The organism is Sphingomonas sp. CBMAI 2297, assembly GCF_029870595.1.
Classification (GTDB): domain Bacteria; phylum Pseudomonadota; class Alphaproteobacteria; order Sphingomonadales; family Sphingomonadaceae; genus Sphingomonas.
This window is the reverse complement of the sequence record NZ_JAPDIR010000012.1, coordinates 79,252-93,334: the sequence shown is the minus strand read 5'-3', so window position 1 is coordinate 93,334 and position 14,083 is coordinate 79,252. Positions and strand designations below refer to the sequence as shown.

Genomic DNA, 14,083 nt, shown 5'->3' with positions numbered 1-14,083 from the left:
ATTGGGTAACCGGTGTCTTCGTCACTTGTCCCCAATCATAGCAAAACTTGCGCTATGACAACGTAGTCAGCGGGTTTCCCCCTGTTCGCACCTGCGGTAGGCGGCCCCAACGAACGAAGGGCTTTGCATGACGCAATATGTGTACCGCTTCGGCGGCGGTGTGTCGGACGGGGGCAAGGGCGACAAGAATCTCCTCGGCGGCAAGGGCGCGAATCTCGACGGCATGGCTTCGATCGGCCTGCCGGTGCCTCCCGGCTTCACGATCAGCACGCCGATGTGCGCGGTCTATTACGACCAGGGCGGCATCTTCCCCGATAGCGTGAAGTCCGAAGTCGCGAACGGCATCGCCCATATCGAGGCGATCACCGGCAAGAAGTTCGGGGACGCCGGCGATCCGCTGCTGGTCTCGGTCCGCTCGGGCGCGCGCGCATCGATGCCCGGCATGATGGACACGGTGCTCAACCTTGGCCTCAACGACACCACCGTCGTCGGCCTCGCCGCGATCAGCGGTGACGCGCGTTTCGCCTGGGACAGCTATCGCCGCTTCATCCAGATGTATTCCGACGTGGTGCTCGAACTCGATCATGGCCGCTTCGAGGAAGCGCTGGAGATCGCCAAGGAAGATCGCGGCTACAGCCTCGACACCGAGCTGAGCGCCAAGGACTGGCAGGCGCTGGTCGCCGAATACAAGGCGCTGGTGCAGGAGCTGTGGGGCAAGCCCTTCCCGCAGGACGTGCACGACCAGCTCTGGGGCGCGATCGGCGCGGTGTTCGGCTCGTGGCAGTCCGAGCGTGCCAAGGTCTATCGCCGCCTCAACGACATTCCGGGCGACTGGGGCACGGCGGTCAACGTCCAGGCGATGGTGTTCGGCAACATGGGCGACACCTCGGCGACGGGCGTGGCCTTCACTCGCGATCCCTCGACCGGTGAGAACGCCTATTACGGCGAGTTCCTGATCAACGCCCAGGGCGAGGACGTCGTCGCCGGCATCCGCACCCCGCAATATCTCACCAGGGCCGCCCGCGAGAAGGCGGGCGCCAGGCCCGCCTCGATGGAAGAGGCGATGCCCGGAGTCTATGCGCAGCTCGCCGCCGTCTTCGAGACGCTCGAGAAGCATTATCGCGACATGCAGGACATCGAGTTCACCGTCGAGCGCGGCAAGCTCTGGATGCTGCAGACCCGCTCGGGCAAGCGCACCGCCAAGGCCGCGCTCAAGATCGCGGTCGACATGGCGAGCGAGGGGCTGATCACTCGGGACGAGGCGATCCTGCGCGTCGATCCCGCCGCGCTCGACCAGCTGCTCCACCCGACGCTGGATCCCAATGCGCCGCGCGACGTGCTCACCAAGGGCCTGCCCGCCTCGCCCGGCGCGGCTTCGGGCATCGCGGTGTTCGACAGCGACACCGCCGAGAAGCGCGCCGGTGCGGGCGAGGCGGTGATCCTGATCCGCGTCGAGACCAGTCCCGAGGACATTCACGGCATGCACGCGGCGAAGGGCATCCTCACCGCGCGCGGCGGCATGACCAGCCATGCGGCGGTGGTCGCGCGCGGCATGGGGCGTCCCTGCGTCTCGGGTGCGGGCACGCTGGCGATCAACGCGCGCGAGAAGCTGTTCCGCGTCGGCGCCCGCGAGGTTCGCGAAGGCGATCTCGTCACGATCGACGGTGCGACCGGCGAAGTGATGCTGGGCGCGGTGCCCACCGTGCAGCCCGAGCTGGCCGGCGATTTCGGCACGCTGATGGAATGGGCGGATGCGAAGCGCCGGCTGAAGGTGCGCACCAATGCCGAGACTCCGCTCGATTGCCGCACCGCGCGCGATTTCGGCGCGGAGGGCATTGGCCTCTGCCGCACCGAGCACATGTTCTTCGAGCCCTCGCGCGTCACCGCCGTGCGCGAGATGATCCTGGCGGCCGACGAGGCCGGCCGCCGCGCCGCGCTTGACAAGCTGCTGCCCGAGCAGCGCAGCGATTTCGCCGAGATCTTCGAGGTGATGGCGGGGCTGCCCTGCACGATCCGCCTGCTCGATCCGCCGCTGCACGAGTTCCTGCCGCACGAGGAAGCCGAGTTCGCCGAAGTGGCGGCGGCGGCGGGCCTCGACGTCGAGACGCTGAAGCGCCGCGCGGCCGAGCTGCACGAGTTCAATCCGATGCTCGGCCATCGCGGGTGTCGCCTGGGCGTGACCTATCCCGAGATCTACGAGATGCAGGCCCGCGCGATCTTCGAGGCGGCCGTGGCGGTCGCGGAGAAATCGGGCGAGGCGCCGATTCCCGAAGTGATGATCCCGCTGGTCGCCACCGCCAAGGAATTGCAGCTGATGAAGGCGGTGGTCGACAAGGCTGCCGAGGCGGTGTTCGCCGAGACGGGGCGCCGGATCGACTATCTGGTCGGCACGATGATCGAGCTGCCGCGAGCGGCGCTGCGCGCGGGCGAGATCGCCGAGGTGGGCGCCTTCTTCTCCTTCGGCACCAACGACCTGACCCAGACGACGCTCGGCGTCTCGCGCGACGACGCGGCCAAGTTCCTCACCACCTATGTGGAGAAGGGCATCTACGCCAAGGACCCGTTCGTCAGCCTGGACGTGGAGGGCGTGGGCGAGCTGATCGCGATCGCCGCCGAGCGCGGCCGGGAAACCCGGCCCGACATCAAGCTCGGCATCTGCGGCGAGCATGGCGGCGATCCGGCCAGTATCGCCTTTTGCGAGGAGACCCGGCTCGATTACGTCTCGGCCTCGCCCTATCGCGTGCCGATCGCCCGGCTGGCGGCGGCGCAGGCGGCGCTGCGCCGGGGATGATCCTCGCGGCGCTGTTGCCGCTGCTCCAGCCGGACCCGGTGGACGCGCTCCGCCGGGAGCTGCTGGCGGCAAATAGCGCGACGGCGGTGCTCCAGCGCCGCTGCGCCGAGCCGATCCGCGCCGAGGTGGATCGCGCCGGACGGAAGCCGGCCACGGCCGAGCAGCGCGCGGATCTGGGCGTCGGCCCGGCCGAGCCGGTCGCCTATCGCAGTGTCGTGCTGAAGTGCGGCGCGGTGGCGCTGTCGATCGCCGAGAACTGGTATGTGCCCGCCCGGCTGACGCCTGGGATCAATGCGGCGCTGGCCGGCGACGCGCCGTTCGGCGCGGCGATCCGACCGCTCGCGCCCAGCCGTCGCACCCTGGACATCGCGACTCGGCGCGAGGATGGATCGGTCGCCCCCCATGTCCTGCGGCAACGGGCGATCGTGCTGGACGGGCAGGGCCGCCCGCTGGCCGAAGTGATCGAGAACTACGCGCCCGCGCTGCTCGGCCTGCCCGTGCGGCGCTAGGTTGGGGGCGCATCTTCGCCCCCGTCGTCCCCGCGCAGGAGGGCGGGGTAGCGCAGGACAGCGATGCCATCCCGCGAACGCTTTTCCGGAGAGTGCTGGGCCTAGCCCGGTGCGATCCGCCCCTGGCTCTGGATCCCCGCCTGCGCGGGGACGACGGGGTTTGCCGATCGAATCCTGGCCCTAGCCAAGGGCTCTTATATGACGGCCAGGTTGCCGAACAGAATCCAGCCGGCCCGGCTTCCGCAGCCGAGCCCGCAGTCCGGCCGCGCCTTCGCTCGCCTCAGCCGAACTTCTCCGCATGCTCGCGCTCGTTGCCGGCGCGCAGCAGCGCGGCCTGTTCGCGCCAGCCCTGCCCGGCGATCGTGCCCGGCGCGATCTCCAGCCGCTGCTCCAGCGCGGCCTCGTCATCGGGGGCCATTTTCTCGATCTCGCGATAGGTCTTGATGCCCAGCTCGTTGAGCCGTTTCTCGCGCGCCTCGTCGATGCCCTTGATCCGCGCGAGATTGTCGCGGCCCCAGCCGAACCAGCCGCGCCAGCCGGCGCCGGGCGCATCCTCCACCACGGGAGCAGGCGCCGGCGCCTGCCTGCGCGCGGTCGCCAGCTCGGCCTGGAGCGCGCGGATGCGCTCCTCGGCCTCGTCGCGATAGCGGGCATGCTCCAGCTCTTCGTCCTGATAGCGCTCGCGCCACTTGGCGCCGCCGGAGCGGCTGGCCAGGCCCAGGAACCAGCCGCCGACCAGAGTCAGCCCCAGCGCCGCGAACTGCGTCGCCGTCTCGAACGGAAGCGCCATGGTCCGGCGGCCCTAGTGCGCGTGCTCGGGATGCGACGGCTCGGCCTCCGCCGCCGGCGCGTCGTGCGCCGGCGCGGCGGGAGCGGGGTCGGCATGCGCCGCCGCCACGGGCGCAGCTTCTGCCGGCGCGGCCTCGACATGCGCCGCTTCCACGGGGGCGGGCTCGGGGGCCGGCTCGGCCGGTGCCGGCTCGGCGTGCTGCTCCACCGCATGGGTGACGGCCGCACCGGCGGCCGCGCCGGCGACGGCGGCTGCCGCCACGGTGGCGGTCGAGTGGCCCTCCGGCTCGGCGGCTGGCGCGGGTGCGGCAACGGGAGCCGGAGCCGGAGCGGCAACGGGCGCGGCGGCTCTCAGCCGGGCATTCTCGGCCTCGAGGTCGCGGATGCGGCGGGCGGCGTCGCGCAGATCGCTTTCGGCGCGGTCGCGATAGCCGGCATTCTCGGTCTCCGCCTCCTCGAGGCGCTCGCGCCACTTGCGGCCGCCGCTATGGCTGGCGAGCCCCAGGAACCAGCCGGCGATCAGCGTAAGGCCCAAGCCTGCGACCTGCGTGATCGTCTGGAACGGCAAATCATGCATCGAGTCGACCTCCCCTTAGTCTGGCGGGAAACTATCCCGCCCGGGAAGGCCGCGCCACCGGAAAGGTTAAGGGCCCTTCGAGATCAGCGCATCGTTGATCGAGCAGGCGGCGGGGCCGAGGATCACGACGAACAGCACCGGCAAGATGAACAGGATCAGCGGCACGGTCATGATCGCGGGCAGGCGCGCGGCCTTTTCCTCGGCGCGCATCATGCGCTCGTTGCGGAACTCGGCCGAGAGCACGCGCAGCGCCGAAGCGAGCGGCGTGCCGTATTTCTCGGTCTGGATCATGGTGGTGACCACGCCGCGGATCGAATCCAGGTCGATGCGCTCGGCGAGATTCTCGAAGGCCTGGCGGCGATCGGTGAGGAAGCCCAGCTCGATCGCGGTGAGCTGGAACTCCTCGCCCAGCTCGGGATAGGCCTTGCCCAGCTCCTTCGACACGCGTGCGAAGGCGGCATCGACGGTGAGTCCCGCTTCGGCACAGATCACCAGCAGGTCGAGCGCGTCGGGCAGGCCCTTGCGGATCGCCGCGCTGCGCTTCTGGATCTTGTTCTTGAGATAGAGATCCGGGAACTTGTAGGCGAGGATGAAGCTGCCGGCGACCAGGCCATAGGCCTTGAGCGGGCTCCAGTCCGCGAACATCGTGGTGCCATAGACCAGATAGAGCACCGGCCCGCCGATCACGATCGGCAGCACCAGGCGGCCGAAGATCACCGCGACCGCGAATTCCTTGCGGCGAATGCCCGCCTGGAGCAGCTTGGTCTGCGCCTGCTTGACCTGGCTGTCCTGCAGCACCTTCATCGAGGAGAGCAGCGAGCGGATGCGGTCGGTGGTCTCGTTCTTCTGGACCAGCTTGGCGCGGCGCTTCGAGGTGGAGGCGGTGATGCCCGCCTTCAGCTGCTCGCGGCGCTCGTTGAGCGACTTGACTCGCTTCGCCATCGGATCGCGCACCGTGGTGGCGGCGTAGATCGCCAGCAGCACCGCGAAGGCGGCGACGGCCGAGAGGATCGTCGCCACCGAGATGACGTCGACGCCGAGCAGCGTGGGGCCGGGGGAAGGAGGGTTCATGCCGCTAGATCTCGAAATTGACCATCTTGGCCATGATGAAGGCGCCGATGCCCATCCAGAGCAGGCCGCCGCCGCCGGCGATCATCAGGCGCTGATCCGCGAAGAAATTGGCCATGTAGTTGTTGTTGATGAACCAGACGAGCGCGAAGACGATGAAGGGCAGCGCGCCGACGATCAGCGCCGATGCCTTGGATTCCGACGACATCGCCTTGATCTTCAGCTTCATCTGCGCGCGCTTGCGCAGCACGTCGGCCAGGTTGGCCAGCGTCTCGGCCAGGTTGCCGCCGGTCTCGCGCTGGATCTGGATGGTGATGGTGAAGAACTGGAATTCGGGCGTACCGAGCCGGTCCGCGGTTTCCTGCAGCGCGGTGTCGAGCGACTTGCCGATCTTCATCTTGTCGCTCACCGCGCGGAATTCCTCGCCGACCGGGCCGTCGACTTCCTGGCCGACCACGCCGATCGTCTCGGTGATCGGCAAGCCCGAGCGCAGCCCGCGCACGAGCAGCTCGATCGCGTCGGGAAACTTGGCGGTGAACCGGGCGATGCGGCGCTTGATGAAGAAGCCGACCACGAAGTGCGGCAGGCCGACGCCCAGGAACAGGCCGACGCCCAGGCCCAGCAGGATCGGCAGGCCCTGGAGCATGATCAGCCCGGCGGGCACCAGCGTGAGCCCGGCGCTCACCATCATATACTGGCCGAGCGTCCAGGGCTTGCCGGTCATGCTGAGCCGCTTCTGGAGCAGCGCCGGATTGGGAAGGAAGCGCGCGGCGGTGACGTCCATGCGCGTGGCGCGGGCGGCGGCGACGCGGCGCATCTGCGCCTCCATCGCGTTGGCGCCGACGGCGCTCACCACATGGCGCTCGCGCATCGTCTTGACCCGGCGCGCGCCCGCCCGCTCGGCCGACGGGCCCGAAAAGGCGAGCACCATCAGCGCGAGCACCACGAAAGTGCCTCCAGCGAGCATCAATACCGGCAGCATCTCCACGCCGCACCAACTCCGCTTGCGTAACCTGCGCGCAGCCTAGCCGCGCAATGGTTACTTCTTTGCCTTGACCGGCATCCTCATCTTGAACTTGTCGAGCAGCGAGCCGCCGCCCTTGGGCTTGTCGCTCTTGCCCTTCGCCTTGCCGGGGCCGGCATCCTCGGCGCCCGAATCGGCGATGCCGGCGATGCGCTGGGCGAGGTCGACGAGCGGAGCGATGCCCTTGTTGCCCTTGCCCACTTCGGCGAGCGGCTTGCCCAGCTTGGCCGATTGCGAGGCGAGCTTGGCATCGAAGGGCAGCATGAAGTCGATCTTGCGCTCGATCGAGCCCTCGAAGTCCTTGCGGCTGATCTCGAGCACTGCCGCCTGCTGGATCTTGTTGGCGACCACGATCACCTGGGTCTGCGGCGCGTTCGACTTGAACCAGCTGAGAATGCGGATCGCGTCGCGCGCGGAAGCCAGCGTCAGCTCGGTCGCCAGCACGGCCACCTGCACATCGGTGATCAGGTGCGGATGGTTGACCAGCATCGAGCGCGGCAGGTCGACCACCGTGCATTCGAAGGCGGTGCGGATCTCTTCCTGCAGCTGATAGAAGGCCGCGCCGTCGGTCATGATCGGCGAATGGATCGGCGCTTCGGCGCTGAGCACGGCGAGGCGGTCCGAAGCGCGGACCATTGCGCGCTCGATGAACAGCCCGTCGATGCGGCTGGGATTCTCGATCGCGTCGGTCAGGCCGCGGCCCGGCTCGAGGTCGAGCGCGAGCGCGCCCGTGCCGAAATGCACGTCGAGGTCGAGCAGCGCGGTGCTGCGGCCCAGGCGCTCGCCCATCAGCCAGGCAAGCGAAGTGGCGAGCGTCGAGGCGCCGGCGCCGCCGCGCGTGCCGATCACCGCCACCGCGCAATGCGGGCGATCGGTGCCGGCCTCGGCCAGCTTGGGCGCGCTGAGCGCGGCCTGGGCCTGGGCGAAGGCATCGCGCAGCGCATCCGGGTTCAGCGGCTTGAGCAGATAGTCGTGGATGCCGCTCGCGACGAGGTCGCGATACAGGCGCACGTCGTTCACCTGGCCCGACGCGATCACGATCGTGCCCGGCTCGCAGACTTCGGCGAGCGCGTTGATGTCGTTGAGCGGGTCGCCGCTCTCGGAGAGATCGACGAACAGGATGTTCGGGCTCGCCGAGACCGACAGGGTCTGGACCGCGTTGCGCAGGCCGCCCTTGTTGACCTTTTCCGGCGACCAGCCGAGCTCGACCGCGATCGGGCGCAGGATCTCCGCCGTCGTCTCGTCGCAGACGAACGCAACGAACGGATCGCGATGCCCGGTGCGGGCGGGATTGAAAGGCGCGTTCACTTGGGGCTCCCCGAACCGGCGTCGACCTTGCCGCCGCTGCCCGAGGGCACCGCCGCGCGGAACGCGCCGATGGCCTTGGACGCGCTGATCGGATCGGCGGTGGGCGAGCCCGCGGCGCCGCGGATCAGATCGGCCGGATCCGCGACCATCGCGGCGAGATTGCTGTTGGTCGCGCAGCCATAGTTCGAGCTGGTGCTCGCCTCGAACGTATATTCGGCGGGGCGCGAATTGTCGGGGCAGCCCGGCACATTGGCGGTCATCCGGGTGACGACCACGCGGATCGTGCCCGGCGCGATCTGGCCGGCGGTGACCGGGGCGCGATCGGCGAGGATCAGGCCGTAGCGGCCGGCCTCGGCGGCGACTTCCCGGCGGCCGGTGGCGCCGGCGGCGCCGTCGTCGATGGCGACGCGATCGCCGTAGCGCAGGCTCATGGCCGACATCCAGCCGGCGAGGCGCTGGCTCTCGCCGGGCGCCAGGGAATAGCCGGTCGTCTGCAGGTCGAGCACATAGTCGCTGCGCTGGACGATCGGCTGATGGATCGATTCCACGCCGCCATTATAGGTGCCGCAGCCGGCGAGCAGCAGCGCCGGGACGAGCAGGGGAGTGAAGCGCGGAAGCACGGGCGATCTCCTCGTCAGTCGCATCGGGGTCAGAAGCCGAAGCCGGGGGCTGCGGCGCCGCCCTTCTTCTGCTTGCGGTTGGGTTGCGGGGCGGGCGCCGCCTGGACGGGCGCGGCGGCCTGGCCGGCCGGCGCGGGCGAATAGGCGCCCACCGAGGGCTGGCCGTCCGTCGGCGCCATGCTCGGCTTGGGGCGGTCGCCGCCCTTGCCGCTGCCGGAAAGGGCGCCCAGGAAGACGCGGTCGAAGTCGTTCGGCGCCTTGTAGCCGTCGGTCGGCAGGACGATCTGGTTGGCGTTGACCGGCTTCACCAGATAGGGGGTGATCACGATCACCAGCTCGGTCTCGTTGCGCTGGAAGCCGTTCGAGCGGAACAGCGCGCCCAGGATCGGCACGTCGCCCAGGCCCGGCGTCTTGGTGATCGAGTTGTTCTGCGAATTCTGCAGCAGCCCGCCGACCACCATGCTCTCGCCCGAGCCGAGCTCGACGGTGGTCTCGCTGCGGCGCGTGCTGAGCGCGGGGATGGTGACGCCATTGAGCTGCACCGCGCCGGCCGAGGTCAGCTGCGACACTTCGGGGCGCACGCGCAGCGAGATGCGGCCATCGGCCAGCACCGTCGGCGTGAAGGCCAGGCTGATGCCGTACTGCTTATATTCCACCGTAGTGGTGCCCAGGCCCTGCGCGACCGGGATCGGGATCTCGCCGCCGGCGAGGAAGTTCGCCGTCTCGCCCGATTGCGCGGTCAGGTTCGGATTGGCGAGCGTGGTCACCTGGCCGATGGTCTCGCCGAGATCGATCGCCGCGAGCACGTCGAGGCCGAACAGCTTGCCGGCCAGGCCCATGGTGGCGTTGTCCGAGCCGCGGGTGATGTCGGCCAGGCCGGTGGCGCGCGGATTGACGAACCGGCCGGTGGAGGGATCATAGGCGCCGGTGATGGTGACGCCGTTCTGGGTCATCGTCGCCGTCGGATATTTGGCGAGGTCGGTCGCCGAGAACGAGCCCGGGCTGCGGCCCTGGGCCATGCCGAACTGGAAGCCGCCGGTCGGATCCTTGGTGGTGAAGTTGACGCCGATGTTCTTGACGAAGCTGCGGCTCACCTCGGCGAACTTCACCTGCAGCTGCACCTGCAGCGGCGTGGCGGTCCGCAGGCGGTTGATCACCGCGATCTTGAGCTGGGCATTGGGATCGTTGACGTTGACGCCGGGATTGAGCAGGCCGGTGACCAGGCGCTGCGCCTGCTCGCTGTCCTGCGGCGACTTCACCGTGCCGTTGATCACCGCGATCTGGCCGACCGTGGTCACCTGGACGTCCGCATCGGGCATGGCGACCTTCACCATGCGATCGATCGAAGTGATGTTCTGCGCCACGCGGATGTTGGTGGAGAAGACCACCGCGCCCGAGGCGCTGGTCGCGAACACCGTCGCCTCGCCGAAATCCTTGCCGAACAGATGGATCTGGCGCGGATTGTTCACATAGACATCGGCGACGGACGGATTGGAGGTCCAGACATTGGCGACGTTGGCCGGCAGCGTGATCAGCTCGCCCTGGCCGGTCGAGAGCAGGATCTCGCCGCTCGGCCGCTGCGTGCCCGGCGGCAGGTTGGCGACGCCCACATTGGTGCGGCCCGGCGCGTTGGTGCGGGCCGGGTGGGGCCGCTTGGACTTGGCGGTCTGGGCGAAGCCGGTCGCCGGCGCGCCGACCAGCGCGGTCGACACGATCGCGGCGAGCGAGCGCTTCAGAAGAAGCTTGCGAGTCATCTCAGTTCTTGCCCCCCAGAGCAACGGCGGTCTCGGCATTGCCGCGAACGACGGTCACGACCGGGCCGCGCGGAGTCGCGGCGCCGGGAAAGCTTTGGCCGGGCGTGGGCGCGGCGCCGGGCGCGGCAGCCGTGCCCATGTCGTGCGGCCTGGCCGGCACGGTGCTGCGCTGGAAGCGCGACACGTCGGCACCGGTGGCGAAGGTGGTCGCGCCGTCCTGCGGCGCGCGCGCCACCTTGGCGATCATTTCCTTTTCCTTCTTCGGATCGCTCGGCACCTCGACATCGCCGTTCGCGATCGCGTCCTCGAGCTCGCCCTGATTGTCGGCGATCGAGCGCAGCGAGAGCGAGAGCGTGCCGATGGTCTGCGCCACCGCGATCTTCTCGGCGATCTTGGGCGTCGCCTCGACCGTGACGGTCGAATAGGTGTTGACGATCGTGTTGCCCTTGTCGTCGGTCTGCTTGTCGGTCTTCTGGTCGGTGGCGAGCACGCGCAGGTTGCGCAGCACCGTCTCCGACGCCTTGAGCGCCGGGCCGTCGCCGCCGCCGCTCACCGACTGGGTGAGGATCAGGTCGATGCGGTCGCCCGGGAAGACGAAGCCCGCGACGGCGCTCTGAGTCGAGACGGGCACGGTCACCGCGCGCATGCCAGCGCCGAGCGCGGCGGCGAGGAAGCCGCGGTCGCCGGGCTTCACCAGCGCGCCCTGCGTCACCGGCTGGCCGGCGGGGATCGGGAAGCGCACCACGGTGCCGACCAGCTTGGCCGGGTCCGATTCGCTGCGCACGAAATAGGCGCCCTCGACCAGCTCCTTGGGCCAGGGGCGGAATTCGAGCGACTGGGGATCGAGGATGGTGCCCACCGGCAGCTCGCGCTTGGCGACGAGCACTTCGGTGGTGTTCTGCGGCTGGACGGCCGCCGGCACGGCGCCGGCCTGGGGCGCGGGGGCGCCGGTCATCAGGTTGCGCGCCATGAACGCGGTGATGGCCGCCACGACGAGCGCACCGACGAGCAGGATCAGCTTGCGTGCATCCATTTCGCTATTCCAAGCCTTCTCAAAAGCGCCGGCCTATGTGGTTGCGCCAGCGTTAATTATTCACCCGAACTGGTTAAAAATGGGTTCGCGAAGAACCAGCAGCGCGGCGATCGCGATGGCGACGCCATAGGGGATCTCCAGCGGCCCCCCCGCGTCGCGGCGCAGCCGCTTCTCGATCACCATCAGGAGCGTGAGCCCACCGCCGATCAGCGACATCAGCACGAGCATCCACACCAGCGGCTGCACCGGCAGCCACAGGGCGAGCGCCCCGATCATCTTCACGTCGCCGCCGCCCATCTGCCCCAGCGCGAAGGCGCCGAGGAAGAAGGCGAAGACGAGCCCGGCAACGCCGGCCTGCATCGCCACGTCCGGCCACAGCGCCAGCCCGTTCGCCCACCACCAGAGCGGCGCCATCAGCGCGATGGCGGCATTCTTCCAGTTGGCGATCTCGCGCGTGCGCGCATCCTGGATGCCCGCCGAGACGAGCAGCAGCGCAAGTGCCACGAGCAGCAAAGTGACGAACACATCCCCCATGTCGCCAAAGTCCTAGACGGGACGGCTTATCAAAACGTAACCAAGCCCCATGCGTGAAAACCCGGATCCCCGCCGCACCATCCCCGTTGGAGCCAAGGTCCATCACTGGACGGCCCCCGATGGCTGGCAGTTGCGCGCCTTCGCCTGGTCCGCCGAGACCCCCACGCCGCGCGGCTCGATCCTGTTCCAGGGCGGCCGGGGCGACATCTTCGAGAAATATCTCGAGGCCTTCCGCCACTGGCACGACCAGGGCTGGACGATCACTTCGTTCGACTGGCGCGGCCAGGGCGGCTCGGGCCGGCTGACCGCCGCGGCCAATTGCGGCGACATCGACAGCTTCGACAGCTTCATCGCCGACCTGCGCGCCTTTTACGCGGACTGGGAGGCGGCGACGCCCGGCCCGCATGTAGTGATGGGCCATTCGATGGGCGGCCATCTGGTGCTGCGCGGCCTGGTCGAGGGCGCGATCCGGCCCGATGCCGCGGTGATCGTGGCGCCGATGCTGGGCGTGAAGAGCGCGCTGGGGCCCTTTGCCGAGCGGGCCGCGCGCATCCTGGGCGGCGTGGGCGACAGCACCCGGCCGGCCTGGAAGAGCAACGAGAAGCCCTACACCACCGAGACTCGCGCCAACCTGCTCACCCATGATCCCGATCGCTATGCCGACGAGATCTGGTGGCAGCAGCACGATCCCGCCATCGTCACCGGCCCGCCGAGCTGGCGCTGGCTGATCCAGGCGTTCAAGTCGATGCGCGAGCTGGCCGGCGATCCGAAGCTCCGCAAGATGCCGGTGCCGGTGCTCGCCCTGGTCGCCAAGGCGGACGGGCTGGTCGATGCGAAGGCGGCGCTCCGGATCGTGCCCAGGCTGCCCGATGCTCGCATCGTCACTTTCGGCAAGGAAAGCGCGCATGAGATCCTGCGCGAGGAGGACAGGGTCCGCAATCGCGCGATCGGCGAGATCGACCTCTTCCTCGCCGCCCGCGCCCAGCGGCGCTGATGGCCCATGACGTAGCGATCGTGGGCGCCGGCATCGCCGGTGCCAGCTTGGCGGCCGAGCTCGCGCCGCATGCGCGCGTGCTGCTGCTCGAGGCGGAGGAGCGCGCCGGCTGTCACGCGACGGGCCGCTCGGCCGCCTTCTGGTCCGAAAGCTATGGCGGGCCGGCGATCCAGCCGCTCACCACCGCCTCGGGCCCGATGCTCGGCAAATATCTGGAGCCGATGGGCTCGGTCCATATCGGCCGGGCCGACGAGGCGGCGGCGATCGCGGCGTTCCTGGCCGAGTTCGAAGGCACCGGCGTGGAGCTGCGCCCGGTCGATCCCCGGGCGCTGATCCCGGGCCTGCGCGCGGAATGGACGCTCGGCGTGCTCGAGCCGAGCTGCGAATATATCGATGTCGGCGGCCTGCACGGCGACATGCTGGCGGCGGCGAAGCGGGCAGGGGCGGAGTTGCTGACGCATGCCGCCCTGGTCTCCGCGCGGCGCGAGGGCGGCGCATGGCGGCTCGAGACCCGCGCGGGCAGCTTCGCGGCGGCGGTGCTGGTCGATGCCGCCGGTGCCTGGGCCGATCCGGTGGCGGAGATGGCCGGGGCGCGGCCGCTCGGCATCCGGCCCTATCGCCGCACGATCATGCAGCTGAAGACCGATCCCGCGCCCGCGCCCGGCAGCGCGATGGTCGCGCATATCGGCGGCAGCTTCTACTGGAAGCCGGAAGCCGGCGGCCGGATCTGGCTGAGCCCGCACGACGAGATCGCGACGCCGCCCTGCGACGCGCAGCCCGAGGATATCGACGTCGCCACCGCGATCGACCGGTTCGAGCACGTCGTCGACTGGCGGGTGGAGAGGCTCGAGCACAAATGGGCCGGCCTCAGGACCTTCGCTCCCGATCGCCTGCCGGTCTATGGCTTCGACGCGGCGGTGCCGGGCTTTTTCTGGTGCGCCGGCCAGGGCGGCTTCGGCATCCAGACCGCGCCGGCGGCCGCGAAGCTCGCTTCGGCGCTGCTGCTCGGCACCATGCCCGATCCGGCGGTCGCGGCTATTGACCCGGCCCCCTATTCGCCTGCACGTTTCGGAAGCTAACCC

The 14,083-nt window shown here is 69.5% G+C and carries 13 protein-coding genes; 4 read left to right on the top strand and 9 right to left on the bottom strand.

All coding sequences use genetic code 11. From position 1 onward, the window contains the following. Positions 1-127: 127 nt before the first annotated feature. Entirely contained in the window at positions 128-2,791 is a 2,664-nt protein-coding gene (gene ppdK, locus OMP43_RS16640; RefSeq protein WP_280280651.1) for a pyruvate, phosphate dikinase, read from the top strand. After that, positions 2,788-3,300, top strand: coding sequence for a hypothetical protein (locus OMP43_RS16635; RefSeq protein WP_280280650.1), 513 nt, complete (start codon positions 2,788-2,790; stop codon positions 3,298-3,300). The genes ppdK and OMP43_RS16635 overlap by 4 nt, the downstream gene beginning before the upstream one ends. A 280-nt stretch (positions 3,301-3,580) precedes the next feature. Here the strand turns inward: OMP43_RS16635 and OMP43_RS16630 are convergent, their stop codons facing one another. The 9 genes from OMP43_RS16630 to OMP43_RS16590 all read right to left on the bottom strand — a co-directional run bounded on the left by OMP43_RS16630 (position 3,581) and on the right by OMP43_RS16590 (position 12,007). Then, positions 3,581-4,090 (bottom strand): hypothetical protein, encoded by a 510-nt coding sequence (locus tag OMP43_RS16630; protein ID WP_280280649.1) that lies wholly within the window; start codon positions 4,088-4,090, stop codon positions 3,581-3,583. 12 nt (positions 4,091-4,102) lie between these two features. Further along, entirely contained in the window at positions 4,103-4,666 is a 564-nt protein-coding gene (locus tag OMP43_RS16625; RefSeq protein WP_280280648.1) for a hypothetical protein, read from the bottom strand. Positions 4,667-4,732: 66 nt separating this feature from the next. Then, entirely contained in the window at positions 4,733-5,737 is a 1,005-nt protein-coding gene (locus OMP43_RS16620) for a type II secretion system F family protein (RefSeq protein ID WP_280280647.1), read from the bottom strand. A gap of 4 nt (positions 5,738-5,741) precedes the next feature. Further along, on the bottom strand, positions 5,742-6,722 hold the full coding sequence (locus OMP43_RS16615) for a type II secretion system F family protein (protein WP_280280646.1): 981 nt from the start codon (positions 6,720-6,722) through the stop codon (positions 5,742-5,744). Positions 6,723-6,773: 51 nt separating this feature from the next. Beyond that, positions 6,774-8,066, bottom strand: coding sequence for a pilus assembly protein CpaE (locus OMP43_RS16610; protein WP_280280645.1), 1,293 nt, complete (start codon positions 8,064-8,066; stop codon positions 6,774-6,776). Next, entirely contained in the window at positions 8,063-8,686 is a 624-nt protein-coding gene (locus OMP43_RS16605) for a CpaD family pilus assembly lipoprotein (protein WP_345848300.1), read from the bottom strand. The genes OMP43_RS16610 and OMP43_RS16605 overlap by 4 nt, the downstream gene beginning before the upstream one ends. A gap of 29 nt (positions 8,687-8,715) precedes the next feature. After that, positions 8,716-10,440, bottom strand: a complete 1,725-nt coding sequence (locus tag OMP43_RS16600) for a type II and III secretion system protein family protein (RefSeq protein ID WP_280280643.1) — start codon at positions 10,438-10,440, stop codon at positions 8,716-8,718. A gap of 1 nt (position 10,441) precedes the next feature. After that, complete coding sequence (gene cpaB, locus OMP43_RS16595) at positions 10,442-11,473, bottom strand: Flp pilus assembly protein CpaB (protein ID WP_280280642.1); 1,032 nt, start codon at positions 11,471-11,473, stop codon at positions 10,442-10,444. 60 nt (positions 11,474-11,533) lie between these two features. Beyond that, positions 11,534-12,007, bottom strand: coding sequence for a prepilin peptidase (locus OMP43_RS16590; protein ID WP_280280641.1), 474 nt, complete (start codon positions 12,005-12,007; stop codon positions 11,534-11,536). Positions 12,008-12,056: 49 nt separating this feature from the next. Between OMP43_RS16590 and OMP43_RS16585 the strand changes: the two genes are divergently transcribed. Together OMP43_RS16585 and OMP43_RS16580 are read left to right on the top strand one after the other, a co-directional pair. Beyond that, a complete protein-coding gene (locus OMP43_RS16585) occupies positions 12,057-13,001 on the top strand; it encodes an alpha/beta hydrolase (protein ID WP_280280640.1) in 945 nt (314 codons plus the stop codon). Continuing rightward, on the top strand, positions 13,001-14,080 hold the full coding sequence (locus OMP43_RS16580) for an FAD-binding oxidoreductase (protein WP_280280639.1): 1,080 nt from the start codon (positions 13,001-13,003) through the stop codon (positions 14,078-14,080). Before OMP43_RS16585 ends, OMP43_RS16580 begins: the two co-directional genes overlap by 1 nt. The last annotated feature ends 3 nt before the right edge of the window (positions 14,081-14,083 follow it).

Bases quoted from the DNA above. Each gene is read 5' to 3' on its own strand.
- OMP43_RS16600 (WP_280280643.1), bottom strand. From the start codon at position 10,440: ATGACTCGCAAGCTTCTTCTGAAGCGCTCGCTCGCCGCGATCGTGTCG.
- OMP43_RS16635 (WP_280280650.1), top strand. From the start codon at position 2,788: ATGATCCTCGCGGCGCTGTTGCCGCTGCTCCAGCCGGACCCGGTGGAC.
- OMP43_RS16620 (WP_280280647.1), bottom strand. From the start codon at position 5,737: ATGAACCCTCCTTCCCCCGGCCCCACGCTGCTCGGCGTCGACGTCATC.
- OMP43_RS16630 (WP_280280649.1), bottom strand. From the start codon at position 4,090: ATGGCGCTTCCGTTCGAGACGGCGACGCAGTTCGCGGCGCTGGGGCTG.
- cpaB (WP_280280642.1), bottom strand. From the start codon at position 11,473: ATGGATGCACGCAAGCTGATCCTGCTCGTCGGTGCGCTCGTCGTGGCG.
- OMP43_RS16625 (WP_280280648.1), bottom strand. From the start codon at position 4,666: ATGCATGATTTGCCGTTCCAGACGATCACGCAGGTCGCAGGCTTGGGC.
- ppdK (WP_280280651.1), top strand. From the start codon at position 128: ATGACGCAATATGTGTACCGCTTCGGCGGCGGTGTGTCGGACGGGGGC.
- OMP43_RS16585 (WP_280280640.1), top strand. From the start codon at position 12,057: ATGCGTGAAAACCCGGATCCCCGCCGCACCATCCCCGTTGGAGCCAAG.
- OMP43_RS16590 (WP_280280641.1), bottom strand. From the start codon at position 12,007: ATGGGGGATGTGTTCGTCACTTTGCTGCTCGTGGCACTTGCGCTGCTG.
- OMP43_RS16580 (WP_280280639.1), top strand. From the start codon at position 13,001: ATGGCCCATGACGTAGCGATCGTGGGCGCCGGCATCGCCGGTGCCAGC.